At 75.8% G+C, this 18328-nt stretch carries 17 protein-coding genes; 15 read left to right on the top strand and 2 right to left on the bottom strand.

What is annotated here, in order from left to right; genetic code table 11:
• The first annotated feature begins 132 nt into the window (after window positions 1–132).
• From coaBC to AB0O09_RS13295, 4 genes are all read left to right on the top strand, one after another.
• Complete coding sequence (gene coaBC, locus AB0O09_RS13310; protein ID WP_359984985.1) at window positions 133–1335, top strand: bifunctional phosphopantothenoylcysteine decarboxylase/phosphopantothenate--cysteine ligase CoaBC; 1203 nt, start codon at window positions 133–135, stop codon at window positions 1333–1335.
• A 147-nt stretch (window positions 1336–1482) separates the two neighbouring features.
• On the top strand, window positions 1483–2691 hold the full coding sequence (gene metK, locus AB0O09_RS13305; RefSeq protein WP_363541722.1) for a methionine adenosyltransferase: 1209 nt from the start codon (window positions 1483–1485) through the stop codon (window positions 2689–2691).
• A 97-nt stretch (window positions 2692–2788) separates the two neighbouring features.
• On the top strand, window positions 2789–4855 hold the full coding sequence (locus AB0O09_RS13300; RefSeq protein ID WP_363541721.1) for a primosomal protein N': 2067 nt from the start codon (window positions 2789–2791) through the stop codon (window positions 4853–4855).
• 215 nt (window positions 4856–5070) lie between these two features.
• On the top strand, window positions 5071–5922 hold the full coding sequence (locus AB0O09_RS13295; RefSeq protein ID WP_363541720.1) for a hypothetical protein: 852 nt from the start codon (window positions 5071–5073) through the stop codon (window positions 5920–5922).
• An 81-nt stretch (window positions 5923–6003) separates the two neighbouring features.
• On the opposite strand, the gene AB0O09_RS13290 is transcribed toward AB0O09_RS13295, so the two are convergent.
• The gene (locus tag AB0O09_RS13290) at window positions 6004–6534 is read right to left on the bottom strand and encodes a hypothetical protein (RefSeq protein ID WP_363541719.1); all 531 of its coding nucleotides are present in this window, start codon (window positions 6532–6534) and stop codon (window positions 6004–6006) included.
• 270 nt (window positions 6535–6804) lie between these two features.
• On the opposite strand from AB0O09_RS13290, the gene def reads away from it, so the two are divergent.
• From def to AB0O09_RS13245, 9 genes are all read left to right on the top strand, one after another.
• On the top strand, window positions 6805–7350 hold the full coding sequence (def, locus tag AB0O09_RS13285; RefSeq protein WP_359982317.1) for a peptide deformylase: 546 nt from the start codon (window positions 6805–6807) through the stop codon (window positions 7348–7350).
• 68 nt (window positions 7351–7418) lie between these two features.
• Window positions 7419–8354 carry a methionyl-tRNA formyltransferase gene (fmt, locus tag AB0O09_RS13280; protein WP_363541718.1) on the top strand — a complete coding sequence of 312 codons (936 nt, stop codon included), beginning with the start codon at window positions 7419–7421 and terminating at the stop codon, window positions 8352–8354.
• Between the two features lie 68 nt (window positions 8355–8422).
• Window positions 8423–9853, top strand: a complete 1431-nt coding sequence (locus AB0O09_RS13275) for a transcription antitermination factor NusB (RefSeq protein ID WP_359982320.1) — start codon at window positions 8423–8425, stop codon at window positions 9851–9853.
• Window positions 9854–9962: 109 nt separating this feature from the next.
• On the top strand, window positions 9963–10934 hold the full coding sequence (locus AB0O09_RS13270; protein ID WP_363541717.1) for an aldo/keto reductase: 972 nt from the start codon (window positions 9963–9965) through the stop codon (window positions 10932–10934).
• Between the two features lie 56 nt (window positions 10935–10990).
• Entirely contained in the window at window positions 10991–11488 is a 498-nt protein-coding gene (locus tag AB0O09_RS13265; RefSeq protein ID WP_363541716.1) for a hypothetical protein, read from the top strand.
• A gap of 131 nt (window positions 11489–11619) precedes the next feature.
• Window positions 11620–12540, top strand: coding sequence for a diiron oxygenase (locus AB0O09_RS13260; RefSeq protein ID WP_344624239.1), 921 nt, complete (start codon window positions 11620–11622; stop codon window positions 12538–12540).
• Between the two features lie 98 nt (window positions 12541–12638).
• On the top strand, window positions 12639–13286 hold the full coding sequence (locus AB0O09_RS13255) for a C39 family peptidase (protein ID WP_363541715.1): 648 nt from the start codon (window positions 12639–12641) through the stop codon (window positions 13284–13286).
• Window positions 13287–13412: 126 nt separating this feature from the next.
• On the top strand, window positions 13413–14243 hold the full coding sequence (locus AB0O09_RS13250) for an isocitrate lyase/phosphoenolpyruvate mutase family protein (RefSeq protein WP_363541714.1): 831 nt from the start codon (window positions 13413–13415) through the stop codon (window positions 14241–14243).
• Between the two features lie 246 nt (window positions 14244–14489).
• Entirely contained in the window at window positions 14490–15314 is an 825-nt protein-coding gene (locus AB0O09_RS13245; RefSeq protein ID WP_363541713.1) for an ATP-binding cassette domain-containing protein, read from the top strand.
• 40 nt (window positions 15315–15354) lie between these two features.
• Here the strand turns inward: AB0O09_RS13245 and AB0O09_RS13240 are convergent, their stop codons facing one another.
• Entirely contained in the window at window positions 15355–16209 is an 855-nt protein-coding gene (locus tag AB0O09_RS13240) for a hypothetical protein (protein WP_363541712.1), read from the bottom strand.
• 215 nt (window positions 16210–16424) lie between these two features.
• On the opposite strand from AB0O09_RS13240, the gene rpe reads away from it, so the two are divergent.
• Together rpe and AB0O09_RS13230 are read left to right on the top strand one after the other, a co-directional pair.
• Window positions 16425–17108, top strand: coding sequence for a ribulose-phosphate 3-epimerase (rpe, locus tag AB0O09_RS13235; protein WP_363541711.1), 684 nt, complete (start codon window positions 16425–16427; stop codon window positions 17106–17108).
• Window positions 17109–17234: 126 nt separating this feature from the next.
• The gene (locus tag AB0O09_RS13230) at window positions 17235–18260 is read left to right on the top strand and encodes an alpha/beta hydrolase-fold protein (protein ID WP_363541710.1); all 1026 of its coding nucleotides are present in this window, start codon (window positions 17235–17237) and stop codon (window positions 18258–18260) included.
• Window positions 18261–18328 lie beyond the last annotated feature (68 nt).

The following is an 18328-nucleotide window of genomic DNA, read 5'->3' as shown; positions in this document are numbered from 1 at the left end:
CGCAAGGGCCCGCCGGACGTGTTCCGGCGGGCCCTTCGCTGTGCTCCGGGTCATGGTGCACCGGCCGTCTGATGCGCCGTAGGGTGAGGGCGAGCCCCACCCGGGCGAGGCCGGACAAGGAGATCCACCCCCATGAACGCACCGCGCGTCGTCCTCGGCGTCAGCGGCGGCATCGCCGCCTACAAGGCCTGCGAGCTGCTGCGACGGTTCACCGAGTCCGGCCACCAGGTCACCGTGGTGCCGACCGAGGCCGCCCTGCACTTCGTCGGCGAGGCCACCTGGGCCGCGCTCTCCGGCCGCCCGGCCGCCACCGAGACCTGGGAGAGCGTGCACGAGGTGCCGCACGTGCGGATCGGCCAGAACGCCGACCTCGTCGTCGTCGCCCCCGCCACCGCCGACCTGCTCGCCAAGGCCGCCCACGGCCTGGCCGACGACCTGCTCACCAACACGCTGCTCACCGCCCGCTGCCCGGTGGTGCTCGCCCCCGCGATGCACACCGAGATGTGGGAGCACCCGGCCACCCAGGAGAACGTCGCCACGCTGCGCCGCCGCGGCACCGTGGTGCTGGAGCCCGCCGTCGGCCGGCTCACCGGCAAGGACACCGGCAAGGGCCGGCTGCCCGAGCCCTCCGAGATCTTCGAGGCCTGCCGCCGGGTGCTCGCCCGCGGCGCCGCCGAACAGGACCTGGCCGGCCGGCACGTGGTGGTCTCCGCCGGCGGCACCCGCGAGCCGCTCGACCCGGTGCGCTTCCTCGGCAACCGCTCCTCCGGCAAGCAGGGCTACGCGCTGGCCGCGACCGCCGCCGCCCGCGGCGCCCGGGTCACCCTGCTCTCCGCCAACGTCGAGCTGCCCGACCCCGCGGGCGTGGACGTCGTCCGGGTGTCCACCGCGCTGCAGCTGCGCGAGGCCGCGCACAAGGCCGTCCTGGACGCCGACGCCGTGGTGATGGCCGCCGCGGTCGCCGACTTCCGCCCGGCCGAGTACGCCACCGGCAAGATCAAGAAGGTGGAGGGCGTCGACCCTGCCCCGGTCGTGCTCGTGCGCAACCCCGACATCCTCGCCGAGCTCTCCGCCGAGCGGGCCCGCCCCGGACAGCTGGTGGTCGGCTTCGCCGCCGAGACCGACGACGTGCTCGCCAACGGCCGGGCCAAGCTCGCCCGCAAGGGCTGCGACCTCCTCGTGGTCAACGAGGTCGGCGACGGCAAGGCGTTCGGCCAGGACACCAACGCGGCCACCGTCCTCGCCGCCGACGGCGGCGAGACCCAGGTGCCGCACGGCCCCAAGGAGGTCCTCGCGGACGCCGTCTGGGACGCCGTGGCCGCCCGTCTCGGCTGACCAGGCGGGGCGACGGTCACACGACTGCCGCACAAGGGGAGTGCCCGCCGAGGGTGCTCCCCCGTTACACTCCAGGAATCAAGTCTTTCCGGATGCCCCGAAGACCGGGGCATTCAGTCAGCAGCCGCTGCAACCCCAGGGAGCGCTGTGTCTCGCCGCCTGTTCACCTCGGAGTCCGTCACCGAGGGACACCCCGACAAGATCGCTGACCAGATCAGCGACACCATCCTGGACGCCCTCCTCAAGGAGGACCCGACCTCGCGCGTCGCCGTGGAGACCCTGATCACCACCGGCCTGGTGCACATCGCCGGCGAGGTCACCACCAAGGCCTACGTGCCGATCGCGCAGCTCGTCCGGGACAAGATCCTCGAGATCGGCTACGACAGCTCGAAGAAGGGCTTCGACGGCGCCTCCTGCGGCGTCTCGGTCTCGATCGGCTCGCAGTCCCCGGACATCGCCCAGGGTGTCGACACCGCGCACGAGCACCGCGTCGAGGGCGAGGACGACGAGCTCGACAAGCAGGGCGCCGGCGACCAGGGCCTGATGTTCGGCTACGCGTGCGACGACACGCCGGAGCTGATGCCGCTGCCGATCACCCTCGCGCACCGGCTCTCCCGCCGCCTGTCCGAGGTCCGCAAGAACGGGACCATCCCGTACCTGCGCCCCGACGGCAAGACCCAGGTCACCATCGAGTACGACGGCGACAGGGCCGTCCGCCTCGACACCGTCGTGGTCTCCTCGCAGCACGCGAGCGACATCGACCTGGAGTCGCTGCTCACCCCGGACATCCGCGAGTTCGTCGTGGAGCCGGAGCTGAAGGCGCTCGCCGACGAGGGCATCAAGCTCGTCACCGAGGGCTACCGCCTGCTGGTCAACCCGACCGGCCGCTTCGAGATCGGCGGCCCGATGGGCGACGCCGGCCTCACCGGTCGCAAGATCATCATCGACACCTACGGCGGCTACGCCCGCCACGGCGGCGGCGCCTTCTCGGGCAAGGACCCGTCCAAGGTCGACCGCTCCGCCGCGTACGCGATGCGCTGGGTGGCGAAGAACATCGTCGCCGCGGGCCTCGCCCGCCGCGCCGAGGTGCAGGTCGCGTACGCGATCGGCAAGGCCGAGCCGGTCGGCCTGTTCGTCGAGACCTTCGGCACCGAGACCGTCCCCGTCCTGGACATCCAGAAGGCCGTCACCGAGGTCTTCGACCTCCGCCCGGCCGCGATCATCCGCGACCTGGACCTGCTGCGCCCGATCTACGCCCAGACCGCCGCCTACGGCCACTTCGGCCGTGAGCTGCCGGACTTCACCTGGGAGCGCACCGACCGCGTCGAGGAGCTGAAGAAGGCCGTCAGCGCCTGACCCACCTGCCCCGGCAGTCCGCAGGCGGCGGCCACCCCCGTGGGGGTGGCCGCCGCCTGCGTCGGTCTGTCGGCGCGATCTGATAGCCATGAGGGCGATGAGCAGCACAGACGGCGCCGGCGAACAGCTGGCCTTCATCCGGGAGACGGTCCGCCGGTCCAGGCCGCGGGCGGCCCGCGGCACCGAGCTGGCCGCGGAGCTCCCGGTCGCCCGGGTCCTGGTCGACAAGGGCGTGCTCAGCCTCGACCAGTACTTCGACTACGCGGTGCCGGCGGCGATGGCCGAGGACGCCCGGCCCGGTGTCCGGGTCCGCGTCCGCTTCGGCGCCCGCGTCGGCGCCTCCGGCCGGCGCGAGGGCGGCGCCCTGCACGACGGCTACGTCGTCGAGCGGCTCGCCTCCTCCGACTACGCCGGCCCGCTCGCCCCGCTCGCCCGGGTGGTCTCGCCCGAACGCGTCCTCACCCCCGCCCTGCTGCGGCTCTGCCGCGCGGTCGCCGACCGGTACGCCGGCACCCTCGCCGACGTGCTGCAACTGGCCGTACCGCCGCGACACGCCCGGGCCGAGTCCGAGCCCTCGCCCGCACCGCTGCCCCCGCCGCCCGCCCCCGAGCCCGGCAGCTGGGCCCGCTACCCGCAGGGCCCGGCCTTCCTCGGCTCGCTCGCCGCCGGCCACGCGCCCCGCGCGGTGTGGACGGCGCTGCCCGGGCCCGACTGGCCGCAGGAGATCGCCCGCGCGGTCGCCGCCGCGCTCGCCGGCGGCCGGGGCGCCCTCGCCGTCCTGCCGGACGGCCGCGCCGTCGCCCGGGTCGACGCCGCACTCACCGCCCTGCTCGGCCCCGGCCGGCACACCGTGCTCGCCGCCGACGCCGGACCCGAGGAGCGCTACCGGCACTGGCTCGCCGTCAGCCGGGGCTCCGTCCGGGCCGTGATCGGCACCCGGGCCGCCGTCTTCGCCCCCGTCCGCGACCTCGGGCTGCTCGCCGTGTGGTCCGACGGCGACTCCAGCCACAGCGACCCCAACGCGCCCCACCCGCACGTCCGCGAGGTCGCCCTGCTGCGGGCCGCCGACGAAGGCGCCGGCGTGCTGCTCGGCGGCCTCTCCACCACCGTCGAGGCCGCCCAGCTGGTCGCCACCGGCTGGGCCCGGCCGCTGACCGCCGACCGGGAGACCGTCCGGGCGCTCGCCCCGCGGATCCGCACCGTCACCGACCACGACCAGGCCCGGGACGCCGCCGCCCAGGCCGCCCGGCTGCCCTCGGTCGCCTGGGAGACCGCCCGCGACGCACTGACCCGCGGGCCTGTCCTCATCCAGGTGCCCCGGCGCGGCTACCTCCCCCGGCTCGCCTGCGGCCGCTGCCGCACCCCGGCCCGCTGCCGGCGCTGCGCCGGCCCGCTGGAGGCCGGCGGCGCCGACACCCCGCCGCAGTGCGCCTGGTGCGGCACGCCCGAGACGGACTGGCACTGCGTCGAGTGCGGCTCCTTCCGGATGCGCGCCCAGGTCGTCGGCGCCCGGCGCACCGCGGAGGAACTCGGCAAGGCCTTTCCCCGGGTGCCCGTCCGCACCTCCGGACGGGACGCGGTGCTCGCCACGGTGCCCGGCACGCCCTCCCTGGTGATCGCCACACCCGGCGCCGAGCCCCTCGCCGAGGGCGGCTACGCCGCCGCCCTGCTGCTCGACGGCTGGGCCCTGCTCAACCGGCCCGACCTGCGGGCCGGCGAGGAGGCGCTGCGGCGCTGGCTGACCGCCGCGGCCCTCGTCCGGCCGGCCGGCGCGGGCGGCACCGTGGTGGTCGTCGCCGAGCCGACCGCCCGGCCCGTGCAGGCCCTCGTCCGGTGGGACCCGGCCGGGCACGCCGCGACCGAGCTCGACGAACGGGCCGAACTGCACTTCCCGCCGGTCTCCCGGATGGCCTCGGTGACCGGCGCGCCGCAGGCCGTCGCCGACCTGCTCGGACTGCTGCGGCTGCCCGAGGGCGCCGACGTCCTGGGGCCCGTGCCGGTGCCCGCCGGCCGCGGCGAGGAGCTGGAGCGCGCCCTGATCCGGGTCGCGCCCGGCCGCGGGGCGGCGCTGGCCACGGCGCTCAAGGCCGCGCAGATCGCGCGGATGGCGCTGCGGACGGGGGAGCAGGTACGGATCCGGGTCGACCCGCCGGACATCGGCTGAGGCGGGGCGGTTCCGGGCCCGGTCGGGGTGCCGGGCGGCGCGGCTGCGGCCGGTCGGCGGGGCCGCTTCGTGTCGGTGGGTGGTGGGTGGTGGGCGGGGTGTGCTGGACGTACTGGACGTGCCCCGGTGAGGCGGGGCGGGCCCGGCGCCCCGGACGCCGTGAATGGTGATCACGCCGTGACCTGCGGCGGGGCGGTGATCACTAGGGTGGGCCCGTGCCGATCAGCGACAGTGCGCCGGGCCCGGAGGGGCCGTCCGACGACCCGTTCGACGTGGTGCTGGACGAGGACTTCGTCCGCGCCGCGCCGGTGAAGGAAGGGCCGGTGCCGGGCCTGCTGCGGCCCGGCGCACCGCCGCCCCCGCCGAAGCGGGTGTGGCCGCGGAACGCCGCGCTGGCCGCGGCCGCCGCGGTGCTGACCGTGATCGCCTTCCAGCTGGTGGGCCCGAAGGACGACGGGAAGCAGTCGGCCGCCCCGGCCACCACCGTCACCGCCGGCGCGACGGCCGCCACCGTGTCCGCCGCGCCGTCCGGGTCGGCCGCCGCCCGGCTCCCCGGCCGCCCGCCGGCGCCGCTGGCCGAGCTCTTCCCCGCCACGGTGAAGGCCGCGTCCGGCGCGGTGTACACCAGGGTCGCGTCCAAGGACCTCGGGACCTGCCCCGAGCCGACCTCGGTGGGCCCGGACCTCGCGGCCATGATCGCCGAGAGCAAGGGCTGCCTCGGCCACCAGATCGCGCTGTACAAGGACGCCCGGAACAACCAGTTCAACCTGGCGGTCTTCACCATGAAGGACCAGCTCGACACCGTGAAGCTGGTCACCCGGCTGGGACTGAACTACGACTCGTACCAGGTCGGCGCGCAGGCGCCGCCGCCCGGATCCGGCCTGCCGACGCTCGCGGCGGACAGCGGTCTGGTGCAGGCCTTCTCCGGGGTCGGGCGGGCCGTGGTCGCAGGTCTCGGACAGTGGTCCGACGGCCGGGTCGCCGACTACGGCGACCTGATGAAGCTGGTGGAGCCGCTGCTCGCCGACGTCACGGACCGGGCCAGGGCCTACGAGATCCGCGGCTGACGGGCCCGCCCCGCGGCCTGCGCACGCCCGCACGGGGCGACGGGCCGCGGTTGCGGCGGGTCCGCGGTGCCCGGGCGGGCCTCAGCGGGCGGCGCGGGCGTTCGGCTGGGCGGTCAGGCTGCCCTGCCGGGCCTGCGGCACCGTCCGGGGGAGGGGGCCGGGCACGGGCACGGGCACGGGCGCCTCGGCCCGTTCGTGGAGCGGCTCGGGTGCACGCTCGTCGTGCGGCGCCGGGACGGAGGCCGCCGCGAGCAGCTCGGTGGCCGGCCGGCGCATGCCGTACCGGCGGTGCACCGCCTGCTTGGTGACGCCCAGCGCGGAGCCCACCGAGTCCCAGGAGAAGCCGAGCGCCCGGTCGAACTCGACCGCCGCCGCCACCAGCGTCTCCACGCTCTCGCGCAGCTCCTGCGCCAGCCGGACGGTCGGGGCGGGCGCCCGCCCGTACACCACGAAGCCCGCCGAGGTGCTGGGCCGCCGGGGCCGGTAGACGTTGCCCAACTGGGCGGTCAGGGTGCGCAGCGCGTCCACCTGGCGCCTCACCCGCTCGATGTCCCGCACCAGCAGGTGCAGGCTCGCCCGCGCCCGCGCATCGTGGTTGATCTGCTCGGCCATGGCCTCTGCGCCACCTCTCCGTACGGTCGGCGTGGACCGCGACGCCGTGCGTCCCGGTCAATTCCACTTGACCAACGCCCGACCCCTGGCCCGGGTAACGCGCCCGTCCGAGAAGGTCGGTGGGGCACGACCGGGACGGCCGCCGGACGGCCCCGGCGCACGCCCACCCGCGCCGACCCCGCCGAACCCCGGCCCGGCGTACGGCGCCCATTGCATAGACTCTGCAGGTACGCCTCCCTGCCGCCGACGTCCCGAGGAGCCCCCGCAGCCATGGCGATCCAGCCGATCAGGATCTTCGGCGACCCGGTGCTCCGGACGAAGGCCAAGCCGGTGACCACCTTCGACAAGGAACTGCGGCGCCTGGTCAAGGACCTCACCGACACCATGCTCGACGCCCCCGGCGCCGGCCTCGCCGCGCCCCAACTGGGCATCTCCCTGCGGGTGTTCACCTACAACGTGGACGGCGTGGTGGGCCACCTGATCAACCCCGACCTGTCGCTCACCGACGAGGAGCAGGACGGTCCCGAGGGCTGCCTGTCGCTGCCGGGCCTGCGCTTCGACACCAAGCGCGCCCACGGCGTCGTCGCCAAGGGTTTCAACATGTACGGCGACCCGGTGACGATCGAGGGCACCGAGCTGCTCTCCCGCTGCATCCAGCACGAGACCGACCACCTCGACGGCATCGTCTTCATCGACCGCCTCGACCGCGAGACCCGCAAGGCCGCGCTCAAGGCGATCCGCGAGGCCGACTGGGGCGACGGCCCGGCGCCGACCGTCCGGATATCGCCGCACTCCACCTTCGGCTCCGCCCGCTGACCACCTCCTCCACCCGCCGGGCCGCGCGCCCGCCGGGCCGGAGCACGCCCCCTCCGAGAAAGGCACCCATGCGCCTCGTCTTCGCCGGCACCCCCGAGGTCGCCGTCCCCGCCCTGGACGCCCTGCTGGCCTCCGACCGGCACGAGGTGGTCGCCGTGGTGACCCGCCCCGACGCGGTCTCCGGCCGCGGCCGCCGCACGGTCGCCAGCCCGGTCGCCCGGCGAGCCGAGGAGGCCGGCATCGAGGTGCTGCGGCCGGCGAAGCCCAGCGACCCGGACTTCCTCGCCCGGCTCACCGAACTCGCCCCGGACTGCTGCCCGGTCGTCGCCTACGGCGCCCTGCTGCGCCCCGCCGCCCTGGAGATCCCCCGCCACGGCTGGGTCAACCTGCACTTCTCGCTGCTGCCCGCCTGGCGCGGCGCCGCCCCCGTGCAGCACGCGGTGATGGCCGGCGACGAGGTCACCGGCGCCTCGACCTTCCAGATCGAGGAGGGCCTCGACTCCGGCCCGGTCTACGGCGTCGTCACCGAGGAGATCCGGCCCGCGGACACCAGCGGCGACCTGCTGACCCGGCTCTCGCACTCGGGCGCCCGGCTGCTCGCCGCCACCATGGACGGCATCGAGGACGGCGCCCTGCACGCCGTGCCCCAGCCCGCCGAGGGCGTCACCGTCGCCCCCAAGATCAACGTCGAGGACGCCCGGATCGACTGGAGCCACCCGGCGCTGCGCGTCGACCGGCTCGTCCGCGGCTGCGCCCCCGCCCCCGGCGCCTGGACGGTCTTCCGCGGCGAGCGCCTCAAGCTGGCCGGCCCGGTCACCCTGCTCCCCGGCTCCGCCGAACTCGCCCCCGGTGAGATGGCCGTGGCCAAGCACAGCGTCCGGGTCGGCACCGGCAGCCACGACATCGAGCTCGGCGAGGTCCAGCCGCAGGGCAAGAAGCAGATGCGCGCGGCAGACTGGGCCCGGGGGGTCCGCATCGAGTCCGGCGAGCGACTCGGCGACTGACCCCGTTCCGGACCGCCCCACCTCTTCGCCCGCCAGACCTTCCGTCCGCAGCACATTCGAGGCACCACGTGACCACGCCCAGCGCCAAGCGCGCCCCCCGCCCGCACCGCCGCCCCAAGAAGGACCCGGCCCGGATCGTCGCCTTCCGCGCCCTGCGCGCCGTCGACGAGCGCGACGCCTACGCCAACCTCGTCCTGCCGCCGCTGCTGCGCGAGGCCGAGCAGAAGGGCATGGAGCGCCGCGACGCCGCCCTCGCCACCGAACTGGTCTACGGCACCCTGCGCCAGCAGGGCACCTACGACGCGATCATCGCCGCCTGCATCGACCGGCCGCTGCGCGAGGTCGACCCGCCGGTGCTCGACGTGCTCGCGCTCGGCGCCCACCAGCTGCTCGCCACCCGGATCCCCAGCCACGCCGCGGTCTCCGCCACCGTCGAACTCGCCCGGGTGGTGCTCGGCGACGGCCGGGCCAAGTTCGTCAACGCGGTGCTCCGCCGGATCAGCGCGCAGGACCTCGACGCCTGGATCGAGCAGGTCGCCCCGCCGTACGACGAGGACGCCGAGGACCACCTCGCGGTCGTCCACTCGCACCCGCGCTGGGTGGTCTCCTCGCTCTGGGACGCCCTCGGCCGCTGGCAGCCGGACGCCTCCGGCCGCGCCGCCGTCGAGGACCTGCTGCGCGCCGACAACGACCGGCCCGAGGTCACCCTCGTCGCCCGCCCCGGCCGCGCCACCGTCGACGAACTCCGTGAGGCCCTGCCGGAGGGCGTGGACGGTCGCTGGTCCCCGTACGCGCTGCGGCTCGCCGAGGGCGGCGACCCGGCCGGGGTGACCGCCGTCCGCGAGGGCCGGGCCGGCGTCCAGGACGAGGGCAGCCAGCTGGTCGCCCTCGCGCTCGCCGCGGCGCCGCTCGACGGTCCGGACAGGGTCTGGCTGGACGGCTGCGCCGGACCCGGCGGCAAGGCCGCGCTGCTCGGCGCGATCGCCGCCGAGCGCGGTGCCGCCCTGGTCGCCTCCGAGAAGCAGCCGCACCGCGCCCGACTGGTGGCCCGCGCGCTCGCCGGCAACCCCGGCCCGTACACCGTGATCGCCGCCGACGGCACCCGGCCCGCCTGGGCGCCCGGCAGCTTCGACCGCGTCCTGGTCGACGTGCCCTGCTCCGGCCTCGGCGCGCTGCGCCGCCGCCCGGAGGCCCGCTGGCGCCGCCGCCCCGAGGACATCGCCGGCTTCGGCCCGCTCCAGCGGGACCTGCTGCGCGGTGCGATCCGGGCCGCCCGGGTCGGCGGCGTGGTCGGCTACGCCACCTGCTCGCCGCACCTCGCCGAGACCCGTGCCGTGGTCGACGACGTGCTGCGCGGAGAGAGCGGCGTGGAGTGGATCGACGCCCGGCCGCTGCTGCCCGGCCTGCCCGGGCTCGGCGAGGGCCCCGACGTCCAGCTCTGGCCGCACCTGCACGGCACCGACGCGATGTACCTCGCGCTGCTGCGGCGCACCGCCTGAGACCTCGTGCCCGGCGGCCGCGGGCGGGGCCGTCCGGGCGGGCGGAATTGATCCACCGCCTGAACGAAAACCTGGACAGCGGCCGCCGGTGTGGCCGAGGGTGGGAATCATGGAGTTCACCCACCTCGGCCGCACCGGCCTCACCGTCTCCCGGCTCTGCCTCGGCACCATGAACTTCGGTCCGCACACCGAGGAGGCCGACGCCCACCGGATCATGGACACCGCCCACGAGCTGGGCATCAACTTCTTCGACACCGCCAACGTCTACGGCTGGGGCGAGAACAAGGGCCGCACCGAGGAGATCATCGGCAACTGGTTCGCCCAGGGCGGCGGGCGCCGCGAGCGGACGGTGATCGCGACCAAGCTCTACGGAGACATGGGGGAGTGGCCCAACGAGGGCCGGCTCTCCGCGCTCAACATCCGCCGCGCCGTGGACGCCAGCCTCAAGCGGCTGCGGACCGACCACATCGACCTGTACCAGATGCACCACGTCGACCGGGCCACTCCGTGGGAGGAGATCTGGCAGGCGATGGAGGTGCTGACCGCCCAGGGCAAGATCATCTACGTGGGGTCGAGCAACTTCGCCGGCTGGCACATCGCCCGCGCCCAGGAGACCGCCCGGGCCCGCAACTTCCTCGGCCTGAGCAGCGAGCAGTCGCTCTACAACCTGCTGGAGCGCAGCGTCGAGCTGGAGGTCCTGCCCGCCGCCCGGCACTACGGCCTCGGCCTCATCCCGTGGTCGCCGCTGCACGGCGGCCTGCTCGGCGGAGTGCTCCGCAAGGAGCGCGAGGGGGTCCGCCGGGCCTCCGGCCGGTCCGCCGAGACCCTGGAGAAGCACCGCGGGCAGATCGCGGCGTACGAGGACCTCGCCGCCGAACTCGGCCACGAGCCCGGTGACGTGGCGCTGGCCTGGCTGCTCTCCCGCGAGGGCGTCACCGCGCCGATCGTCGGCCCGCGCACCCTGGACCAGCTGCACGCCGCCAACCGCGCGCTGGACGTGACCCTGGACGCCAAGGCGCTGGAGCGCCTCGACGAGATCTTCCCGGGCCACCGCACCGCACCGGAGGACTACGCCTGGTAGAACGGATGTCCTGCCCGGGCGGCCGAGCCCGGGCAGGACACGGGGGAGGGGGCGTCATGGAGGCGCAGCGGCGCGCGGTGCCGAGGTCGGTGTGGGTGGTGACCGGGGTGTTCGCCGCGTTCTGGGCGGTCGTCCTGGGCGGGTGCACGCTGCTCGTCCAGCGGGACGAGGCGCGCGCGGAGGACCGGTACACCTCGACCGACTGGTTCGACGAGGTGTTCCCCCGGCTCGGGCCGGCCGTCTCCGGCACCTGGCGGTCCACCGACGGGCCGCGCGATCTGCTGCCCTCGCCGGACCCGGGGCTGGCCGGCTTCTTTCGGCTGCCGCCCGGCCGGATCGCCGAACTGACGGCGGGTCGGGAGTGCGCGCCGCTGGCGGCACCGGACCTCACCGGCGACTGGCAGAAGGAGCTCGCCGGGAAGGGGCCCGAGGGCGCGTCCTGGATCGGCTGCCCCTCGCTCGACGCCGAACTGGCCCCGCAGGCCCCGGCCCACGCGTCCTTCTGGCTCGACCGGGCGTCCGACACCGTCTACGTCCTCGGCATCGACCTCTAGGCCGTCTCCTTCGGGTCTTGCCGGGCCCCCGGGGTGCCGGGGCGATTCGTGCTGCGCGAGTTATTGACGGTCAATCTAATACGGTCTACGGTCCTGGCAGACCCCACCCGAGCGACCGAGGAGCGGACCCCATGGCGACCACCGCGCGCAAGGCCACCGCAGCCGTCCTGGAGGAGCGCGACGTGCAGCGCCGGCGCACCGCCGAGCGCCTCCTCGCCTCCTCCGCCAAGCTGTCCTTCGACCCGCTGAAGGACGTCGACTGGGACAGCCGGCCCGTGCCCGGCGCCTACTACATCGCACCGCAGCGGATCTCCCTCTACGGCACCGACCTGTGGGAGCGCCTCAGCGAGGAGCAGCGGATCGAGCTCAGCAAGCACGAGGTGGCCGCCGTCGCCAGCGTCGGCATCTGGTTCGAGGAGATCCTCATGCAGATGCTGCTGCGGCACGCCTTCGACCGGGACCCGACCACCGCGCACGTCCAGTACGCGCTGACCGAGATCGCCGACGAGTGCCGGCACTCGGTGATGTTCGCCCGCATGATCGCGTGGATGGGCGCGCCCGCCTACGGCCCGGGCCGGCTCGCCCACGAGCTCGGGCGGGTGTTCAAGGCGATCTCCACGCACAGCCAGACCTTCGGCGGAACGATGTACGTCGAGGAGATCCTGGACGCCTTCCAGCGCGAGATGATGGCCGACGAGTCGCTCCAGCCGCTCTCCCGCCAGGTCGCCCGGATCCACGTCATCGAGGAGTCCCGGCACATCACCTACGCCCGCGAGGAGCTCGTCCGCCAGGACCTCGGGCCCGTCCGCCGCCGGGTCGAGCAGCTGCTGATGGGCATCGTGATCCACGTCGCCACCACCCACCTGATCAACCCGAGGGTGTACGCCGCCGTCGGCATCGACCCCAAGGAGGGCCGCCGGGCCGCGAAGCGGAACCCGAACTGGCGGGCCGCCAAGACCGAGATGGCCGCCAAGGTGGTCGGCGTGCTCGACCGCGCCGGGCTGGTCGGCCGCACCAACCGCTGGCTGCTGCGGGGCGCCGGCATCGTCTGAGCCGCGCCGGTGGGGCGCAGGCGCACGGCCCGGACCTGCCGGGCGGCGTGCGCGTCCGGGCCCCACCGGCGAGGCGAGCCGTCCCGCCGTGCGTCAGAATGATCATTGTGCAGCCGATCAGCCACCCGGTTCCCTACTACGCGCAGTGGGAATCCCCCGAGCTCGTCCCCGACATCCTGGCCGGCACCGTCCTCGCCGAGGACGACCCGCGCTGGGAGGAGTCGGGCGCGCCGGACCCGGACGAGTACGCGTACTGGTCGTGGCGCGCCTGCGGCATGGCCTGCCTGCGGATGGCGCTCGACCACTGGTGGGGCGTCGCCCCGCCGATCGTGCGGCTCGCCGAGGAGAGCCGCGAGGCCGGCGCCTACGTCCGGCACCCCGACGGACGGCTCGACGGGCTCGTCCACGCCCCCTTCGCGGCCTACGTCCGCGGGCGCTGGGGCCTGTTCGCGGACGCCCGCGCCCTGCTGCCGGCCGCGGAACTCCGCGGCCACCTCGACGCCGGCCGACTGCCGATGATCTCCGTCCACCCGTCGATCCGCACCCTGGAACCGGCCCCGTCCCGGACCGGCGGCCACCTGGTGCTCGCCGTCGGTGCGGACGACGACGCCCTGCTGATCCACAACCCCTCCGGCTTCCCCGGCGAGTCGCAGCAGCACGCCCGGGTGCCCTGGCCCGACCTGGAACGCTTCTACGCCGGCCGCGGCGTCGTCCTCGGGCCGCCCACCCCGCGCCGGGCCGAGTAGGCCGGAATCCTTCGCCGGGCCGGGTGGGCCGGAACCCGCCCGGCCGAGCAGGTCCGGCGCCCCGGTCGACGGCCGTGTCGCGAAACCGCGAGCGGCCGACCCCACCGCCTTGGTCCAATACGGGACATGACTGCACAGCACCAGAAGGCCCAGCTGTTCCGTTCGCTCCACGACTCCGCCGCGCCGCTGGCCCTGGCCAACGCCTGGGACGCCGCCAGCGCCCGCCTGGTCGAGGCGGCCGGCGCCAAGGCCGTCGCCACCACCAGCGCCGGCGTCGCCTGGGGGCTCGGCGCCGCGGACGGCAACCACCTCGACCGCGACCGGGCGATCGCCCTGATCGGCCGGGTCGTGGACGCCGTGTCCGTCCCGGTGACCGCCGACATCGAGAGCGGCTTCGGCGCCACCCCGGCCGACGTCGCCGCCACCGTCACCGAGGTCCTCGCGGCCGGCGCCGTCGGCATCAACATCGAGGACGCCCGCACGGACGGCGGCCCCGGCCTGCGGCCGGCCGAGGAACAGGCCGAACGGATCGCCGCGGCCCGCCGGGCCGCCGACGACGCCGGCATCCCCCTCTACATCAACGCCCGCGTGGACACCTACCTCCGCGCCGTCGGGACCGGGGAGACCCGGCTCAAGGAGACGACCGAGCGCGCCGCCGCCTACCTGGAGGCCGGCGCCACGGGCATCTTCGTCCCCGGCGTCACCGACCCCGCGGTCGTCGCCGCCCTGACCGCGGGCATCGACGCCCCCGTCAACATCCTCGCCGGCCCCGGCGCCCCGTCCGTGGCGGAGCTGTCCGGCCTCGGCGTCGCCCGGGTGAGCCTCGGCTCCTCGGTCGCCGAGGCCGCGTACGCGGTCGTCCGCAAGGTCGCCGCCGAACTGGCCGCCACCGGCACCTACACCGGTCTCGCCGACGCCCTGGACTACGGCGAACTCAACGCCCTGATGAAGGGCTGAGACCGCCCGGCCGCCGCCCGCGTCCCGTCCGCCCGCGTTCCGTCCGGTCGTGTCCCGTCCGGTCGCGTCCCGGTCGCGGCCCGGAGCGCGTACTCCCTTCCGGGCGGTGCGCCCGCGGGTGCGGGCGGGCGGCCCGTCCGACGGACGGCGCACGAACGCACCGGCCGCCGAAGTCTGAGATCATCCGGATGCCCGAGGCCGGCCGGAACCGATCCGTACGGCCGCGACCGCGCCCGGGAGGCCGCCGTGACCAGTGCCGAACCGCTGCCCGACGCGCCGCTGCTGCGCGCCGACGCCGTGGACGTGGTGCGCGACGGCCGCTACCTGCTGCGGGACGTCTCCCTCACCGTCGAGGCAGGCCAGCACTGGGCGCTGCTCGGCGCCAACGGCGCCGGCAAGTCCACCCTGCTCGCCCTGCTCGGTGCGGTCTCCCACCCCACCCACGGCGAGGTCCACGTCCTCGGCCGACGGCTCGGCCGGGTCGACATCCGGGCCCTGCGCACCCACCTGGGCCACGTCAACCCGCGCCACCCGCTGCGCTCCCCGCTGCCCGTCCGCACCGTCGTGCTGACCGGACTCACCAACAGCATCGAACCCGAACCCCGGTGGCGCCCCACCGCCGAACAGTCCGCGCACGCCGAACACCTGCTGGACACCATGGGCATGGCGCACCGCGCCGACGACCCCTGGACGACCCTCTCCCAGGGCGAGCGCGGCCGCGCCCTGATCGCCCGGGCCCTGATGCCGCAGCCCCGGCTGCTGCTGCTCGACGAGCCCGCCACCGGACTCGACCTCACCGCCCGCGAACTCCTCCTCGGCAGCCTCGACCTGCTGCGCGGGCGCCACCCCGGCCTCGCCACCGTGCTGGTCACCCACCACCTGGAGGAGCTGCCCGAGACCACCACCCACGCCCTGCTGCTGCGCGAGGGCCGCTGCGTGGCGGCCGGGCCTGTCGAGGAGGTCGTCACCACCGAGCTGATCAGCGCCTGCTTCGGACACCCCATCAGCATCGCCCGGCACGACGGCCGGTGGAGCGCCCGCGCCGCCCGGACGGCGCCCGCCGAGCTCTGACCCGGGGTACCCCGGGCTCCACCGGTGCCGCAGCCCCGGCTCAGCCCGCCGCCGGCAGACCGATCGGGTTGGCCTGCGGCAGCTCGGCCCGGCACACCGTGGCGATCGGGCGCAGCGCGGCCGCCAGCTCGTCCAGCTCGGCGCGGTGGAAGCCGTCCCAGACCCGGGCGGCCGCCAGGTCGGTGACCGCCTCCAGCGCGCGGTGCCGGGCACGGCCCTCCGCGCTGATGGTGCCGTCGCCGTGCAGCCAGCCCCGTTCGGCCAGACGCGCCGCCGCGGCGTCCCACTGCCCGTCCGTCCAGCCGCGGTGCGGCTGCAGCACCTCGCGGCGGGTGTCCAGCGCGCAGCGCAGCACCAGCGCCTCGCAGCCGTCCAGCCCCTCGGAGACCAGGGCGGCGACATGGCCGTCGCCGCGGTGCTCGCGCAGCACCGTCGTCGCCTGCCAGAGCCGGCCGAGCCGGTCCTCGGGGCGCGGCAGCGCCGCGTTGGCGGCGGCCAGCACCCGGCCGCCGCAGTCCAGTCCGTCGACCGCGCGCTCCAGCAGGTCCGCCGAGCGGTCGACCAGGTCCGGCTTCACCGCCTCCAGGACCCGCCCCAGGGTGGCCCGCGCCCCCGCGAGCCGCGCCTGCAGCGCCGCCTCCGGCGACGCCCGCCGCCAGATGTCCGGCAGGGCCCGCTCGACCATCGACGGCGCGAAGTTGAAGAAGGCTGCGGCCACCGGGGCCGCGTCCACCGGGCCGAGCGGGGCCGCCCGGCCGCCGAAGTAGCCGCGCCAGTAACCGCGCAGGCCGACCGCCTCGTAGGCGGCCCGGCCCTCCGGCGCGAAGTAGGTGAGGGCGTGCACCGGCTCGAAGAGCCACCACAGGGCACGGGCGGGATGGACGTGTTCGGCCACGGACTGACAGCCTCTCCGGAGCCGTGCGGCTCCTGGTGCGGGCCGGGGCGCACACGGTGCTGCCGTCGCCCCCCTGAGCGGACCTGCGGTGATCGGGTCTGTGATGCGGGTCACCCCGGAGCCCCGGCGTTCACCTCCGGCCACCGCTTCACGCGATGATGGGAGGAGGCGGCCGCAGACGAAACGCCCGCACCGAGCTGTGAAGGTACCCGGACATGGCGCAGATCAACCCCAGCATCCTCTCCGCCGACTTCGCCCGCCTGGCGGACGAGGCCGAGGCCGTCCGCGGTGCGGACTGGCTGCACGTGGACGTGATGGACAACCACTTCGTCCCCAACCTGACGCTGGGCGTGCCGATCGTCGAGTCCCTCGCCAAGGCCACCGACACCCCGCTCGACTGCCACCTGATGATCGAGCAGCCCGACCGCTGGGCCCCGCAGTACGTCGAGGCCGGCGCCGGCTCGGTCACCTTCCACGTCGAGGCCGCCGACGCGCCCGTCCGGCTCGCCCGCGAGATCCGCGCCAAGGGCGCCCGCGCCTCGATGGCCCTGCGCCCCGCCACCCCCATCGAGCCGTACGAGGACCTGCTGCCCGAGCTCGACATGATCCTCATCATGACCGTGGAGCCGGGCTTCGGCGGCCAGGCCTTCCTGGACATCATGCTGCCCAAGATCCGTCGCACCCGGGAGCTGATCTCCAAGCACGGCCTCGACCTGTGGCTGCAGGTCGACGGCGGCGTCGCCCCCTCCACCATCGAGCGCTGCGCCGAGGCCGGGGCCGACGTCTTCGTCGCCGGCTCCGCCGTCTACAACGCCGCGGACCCGGCCGAGGCCGTCCGCGCCCTGCGCGCCCAGGCCGACGCGGCGACCGCCGGCGCCCACTGGGCCTGCCGCCACTGAGGCGGGCGCGGCCGTCCGGGCCGCGCACGGGCCGGAGGGCGGCCGGGGCTTGCCGGAAGGGCGGTCGGGGAGGCCGGAACTGACGGCCCGTAGAGTGGGGGCCCAAGATCGATCGGGGGAGGGGCCTTGGGAGCGAGCGGCGAGGAACGGACGGCCGGAACGACCGCGGAGGTCGGGAGGATCCCGGAGCAGTCCCGTGGGGTGCGGCGCGCCGTGCCCGGGGACGGGGCACCGGCCGGCGGACCGGAGGGCCCGCCGGCCGCGGAGCAGCCGGAGACCGGCACCGGCCGGCGCGGATTCCTGCGGGCGCTGCTGGTCGCCGGCGTCGGCACCGCGGCGGTCGGCGGCGCCGTGATCGAGGACGTGCTGCCCGGCGGTGCCCGGCTGCGCCGCGCCATCGGCATGACCGGCCCGGACGGCACCGTCCCGGCCGTCGAGCCCGGCCCCGTCCGCACCGACCAGCTCGCCTCCAAGGCCCGCGGCCGCCGCATCGAGCTGACCGTCGTCTCCCCGCCCGGCAGCGCGCCCCGCGGCGACCTGCCGGTCTGCCTCGCCCTGCACGGCCGCGGTGGCTCCGCGGCGGCCCTCGTCGACCTCGGACTGCCGCAGTTCCTGGCCGCCGCCACCGCCAAGGGCGTGCCGCCCTTCCACCTGGTCGCCGTGGACGGCGGCGAGGCCACCTACTGGCACCGCCGCACCCCCGGGGACGACCCGATGGCCATGCTGCTGGACGAAGTCCCCGGCTGGCTCGCCGCCCGCGGCCTGGCCGCCCCCACCGGCGTGCTCGGCATCTCCATGGGCGGCTCCGGCGCCCTCCAGTACGCCCGCGCCCGCAACGGCGGACTCGCCGCCGCGGCTCTGCTCAGCCCCGCCCTGTTCACCTCCTGGGGGGACGCCCGGCCCGTCGACGCGTACCAGGACCAGGCCGACTGGGAGGCGCACGAGCCGCTGCGCCACCTCGACCGGCCGCTCACCCGCAGGCTCGCCGTCTGGTGCGGCACCGAGGACCCGTTCTGCCCGGCCGCCCGCAAGCTCGCCGACCGGGCCGCCGAGACGCACTTCCCGCGCGGCGCCCACACCGACGGCTTCTGGCGCCGGGTCCTCCCCGACGCCACCGCCTTCCTCGGCCAGGCCCTCGCCCGCAGGGCCTGAGGCGGGCCCTCCCGGTCCACCCGTGCCGCCCGCGGCTCGCCCGTCCCGCGCCTGCCGGGCCGCGGCCG

The sequence above is a fragment of the Kitasatospora sp. NPDC093679 genome (genome assembly GCF_040683455.1).
Taxonomy (GTDB): domain Bacteria; phylum Actinomycetota; class Actinomycetes; order Streptomycetales; family Streptomycetaceae; genus Kitasatospora; species Kitasatospora arboriphila.
This window is presented reverse-complemented; position numbering and strand designations above follow the sequence as displayed.

Bases quoted from the DNA above. Each gene is read 5' to 3' on its own strand.
- AB0O09_RS13265 (WP_363541716.1), top strand. From the start codon at position 10,991: ATGGAGGCGCAGCGGCGCGCGGTGCCGAGGTCGGTGTGGGTGGTGACC.
- rpe (WP_363541711.1), top strand. From the start codon at position 16,425: ATGGCGCAGATCAACCCCAGCATCCTCTCCGCCGACTTCGCCCGCCTG.
- def (WP_359982317.1), top strand. From the start codon at position 6,805: ATGGCGATCCAGCCGATCAGGATCTTCGGCGACCCGGTGCTCCGGACG.
- AB0O09_RS13270 (WP_363541717.1), top strand. From the start codon at position 9,963: ATGGAGTTCACCCACCTCGGCCGCACCGGCCTCACCGTCTCCCGGCTC.
- AB0O09_RS13300 (WP_363541721.1), top strand. From the start codon at position 2,789: ATGAGCAGCACAGACGGCGCCGGCGAACAGCTGGCCTTCATCCGGGAG.
- AB0O09_RS13250 (WP_363541714.1), top strand. From the start codon at position 13,413: ATGACTGCACAGCACCAGAAGGCCCAGCTGTTCCGTTCGCTCCACGAC.
- AB0O09_RS13255 (WP_363541715.1), top strand. From the start codon at position 12,639: ATGATCATTGTGCAGCCGATCAGCCACCCGGTTCCCTACTACGCGCAG.
- fmt (WP_363541718.1), top strand. From the start codon at position 7,419: ATGCGCCTCGTCTTCGCCGGCACCCCCGAGGTCGCCGTCCCCGCCCTG.
- AB0O09_RS13260 (WP_344624239.1), top strand. From the start codon at position 11,620: ATGGCGACCACCGCGCGCAAGGCCACCGCAGCCGTCCTGGAGGAGCGC.
- AB0O09_RS13290 (WP_363541719.1), bottom strand. From the start codon at position 6,534: ATGGCCGAGCAGATCAACCACGATGCGCGGGCGCGGGCGAGCCTGCAC.
- coaBC (WP_359984985.1), top strand. From the start codon at position 133: ATGAACGCACCGCGCGTCGTCCTCGGCGTCAGCGGCGGCATCGCCGCC.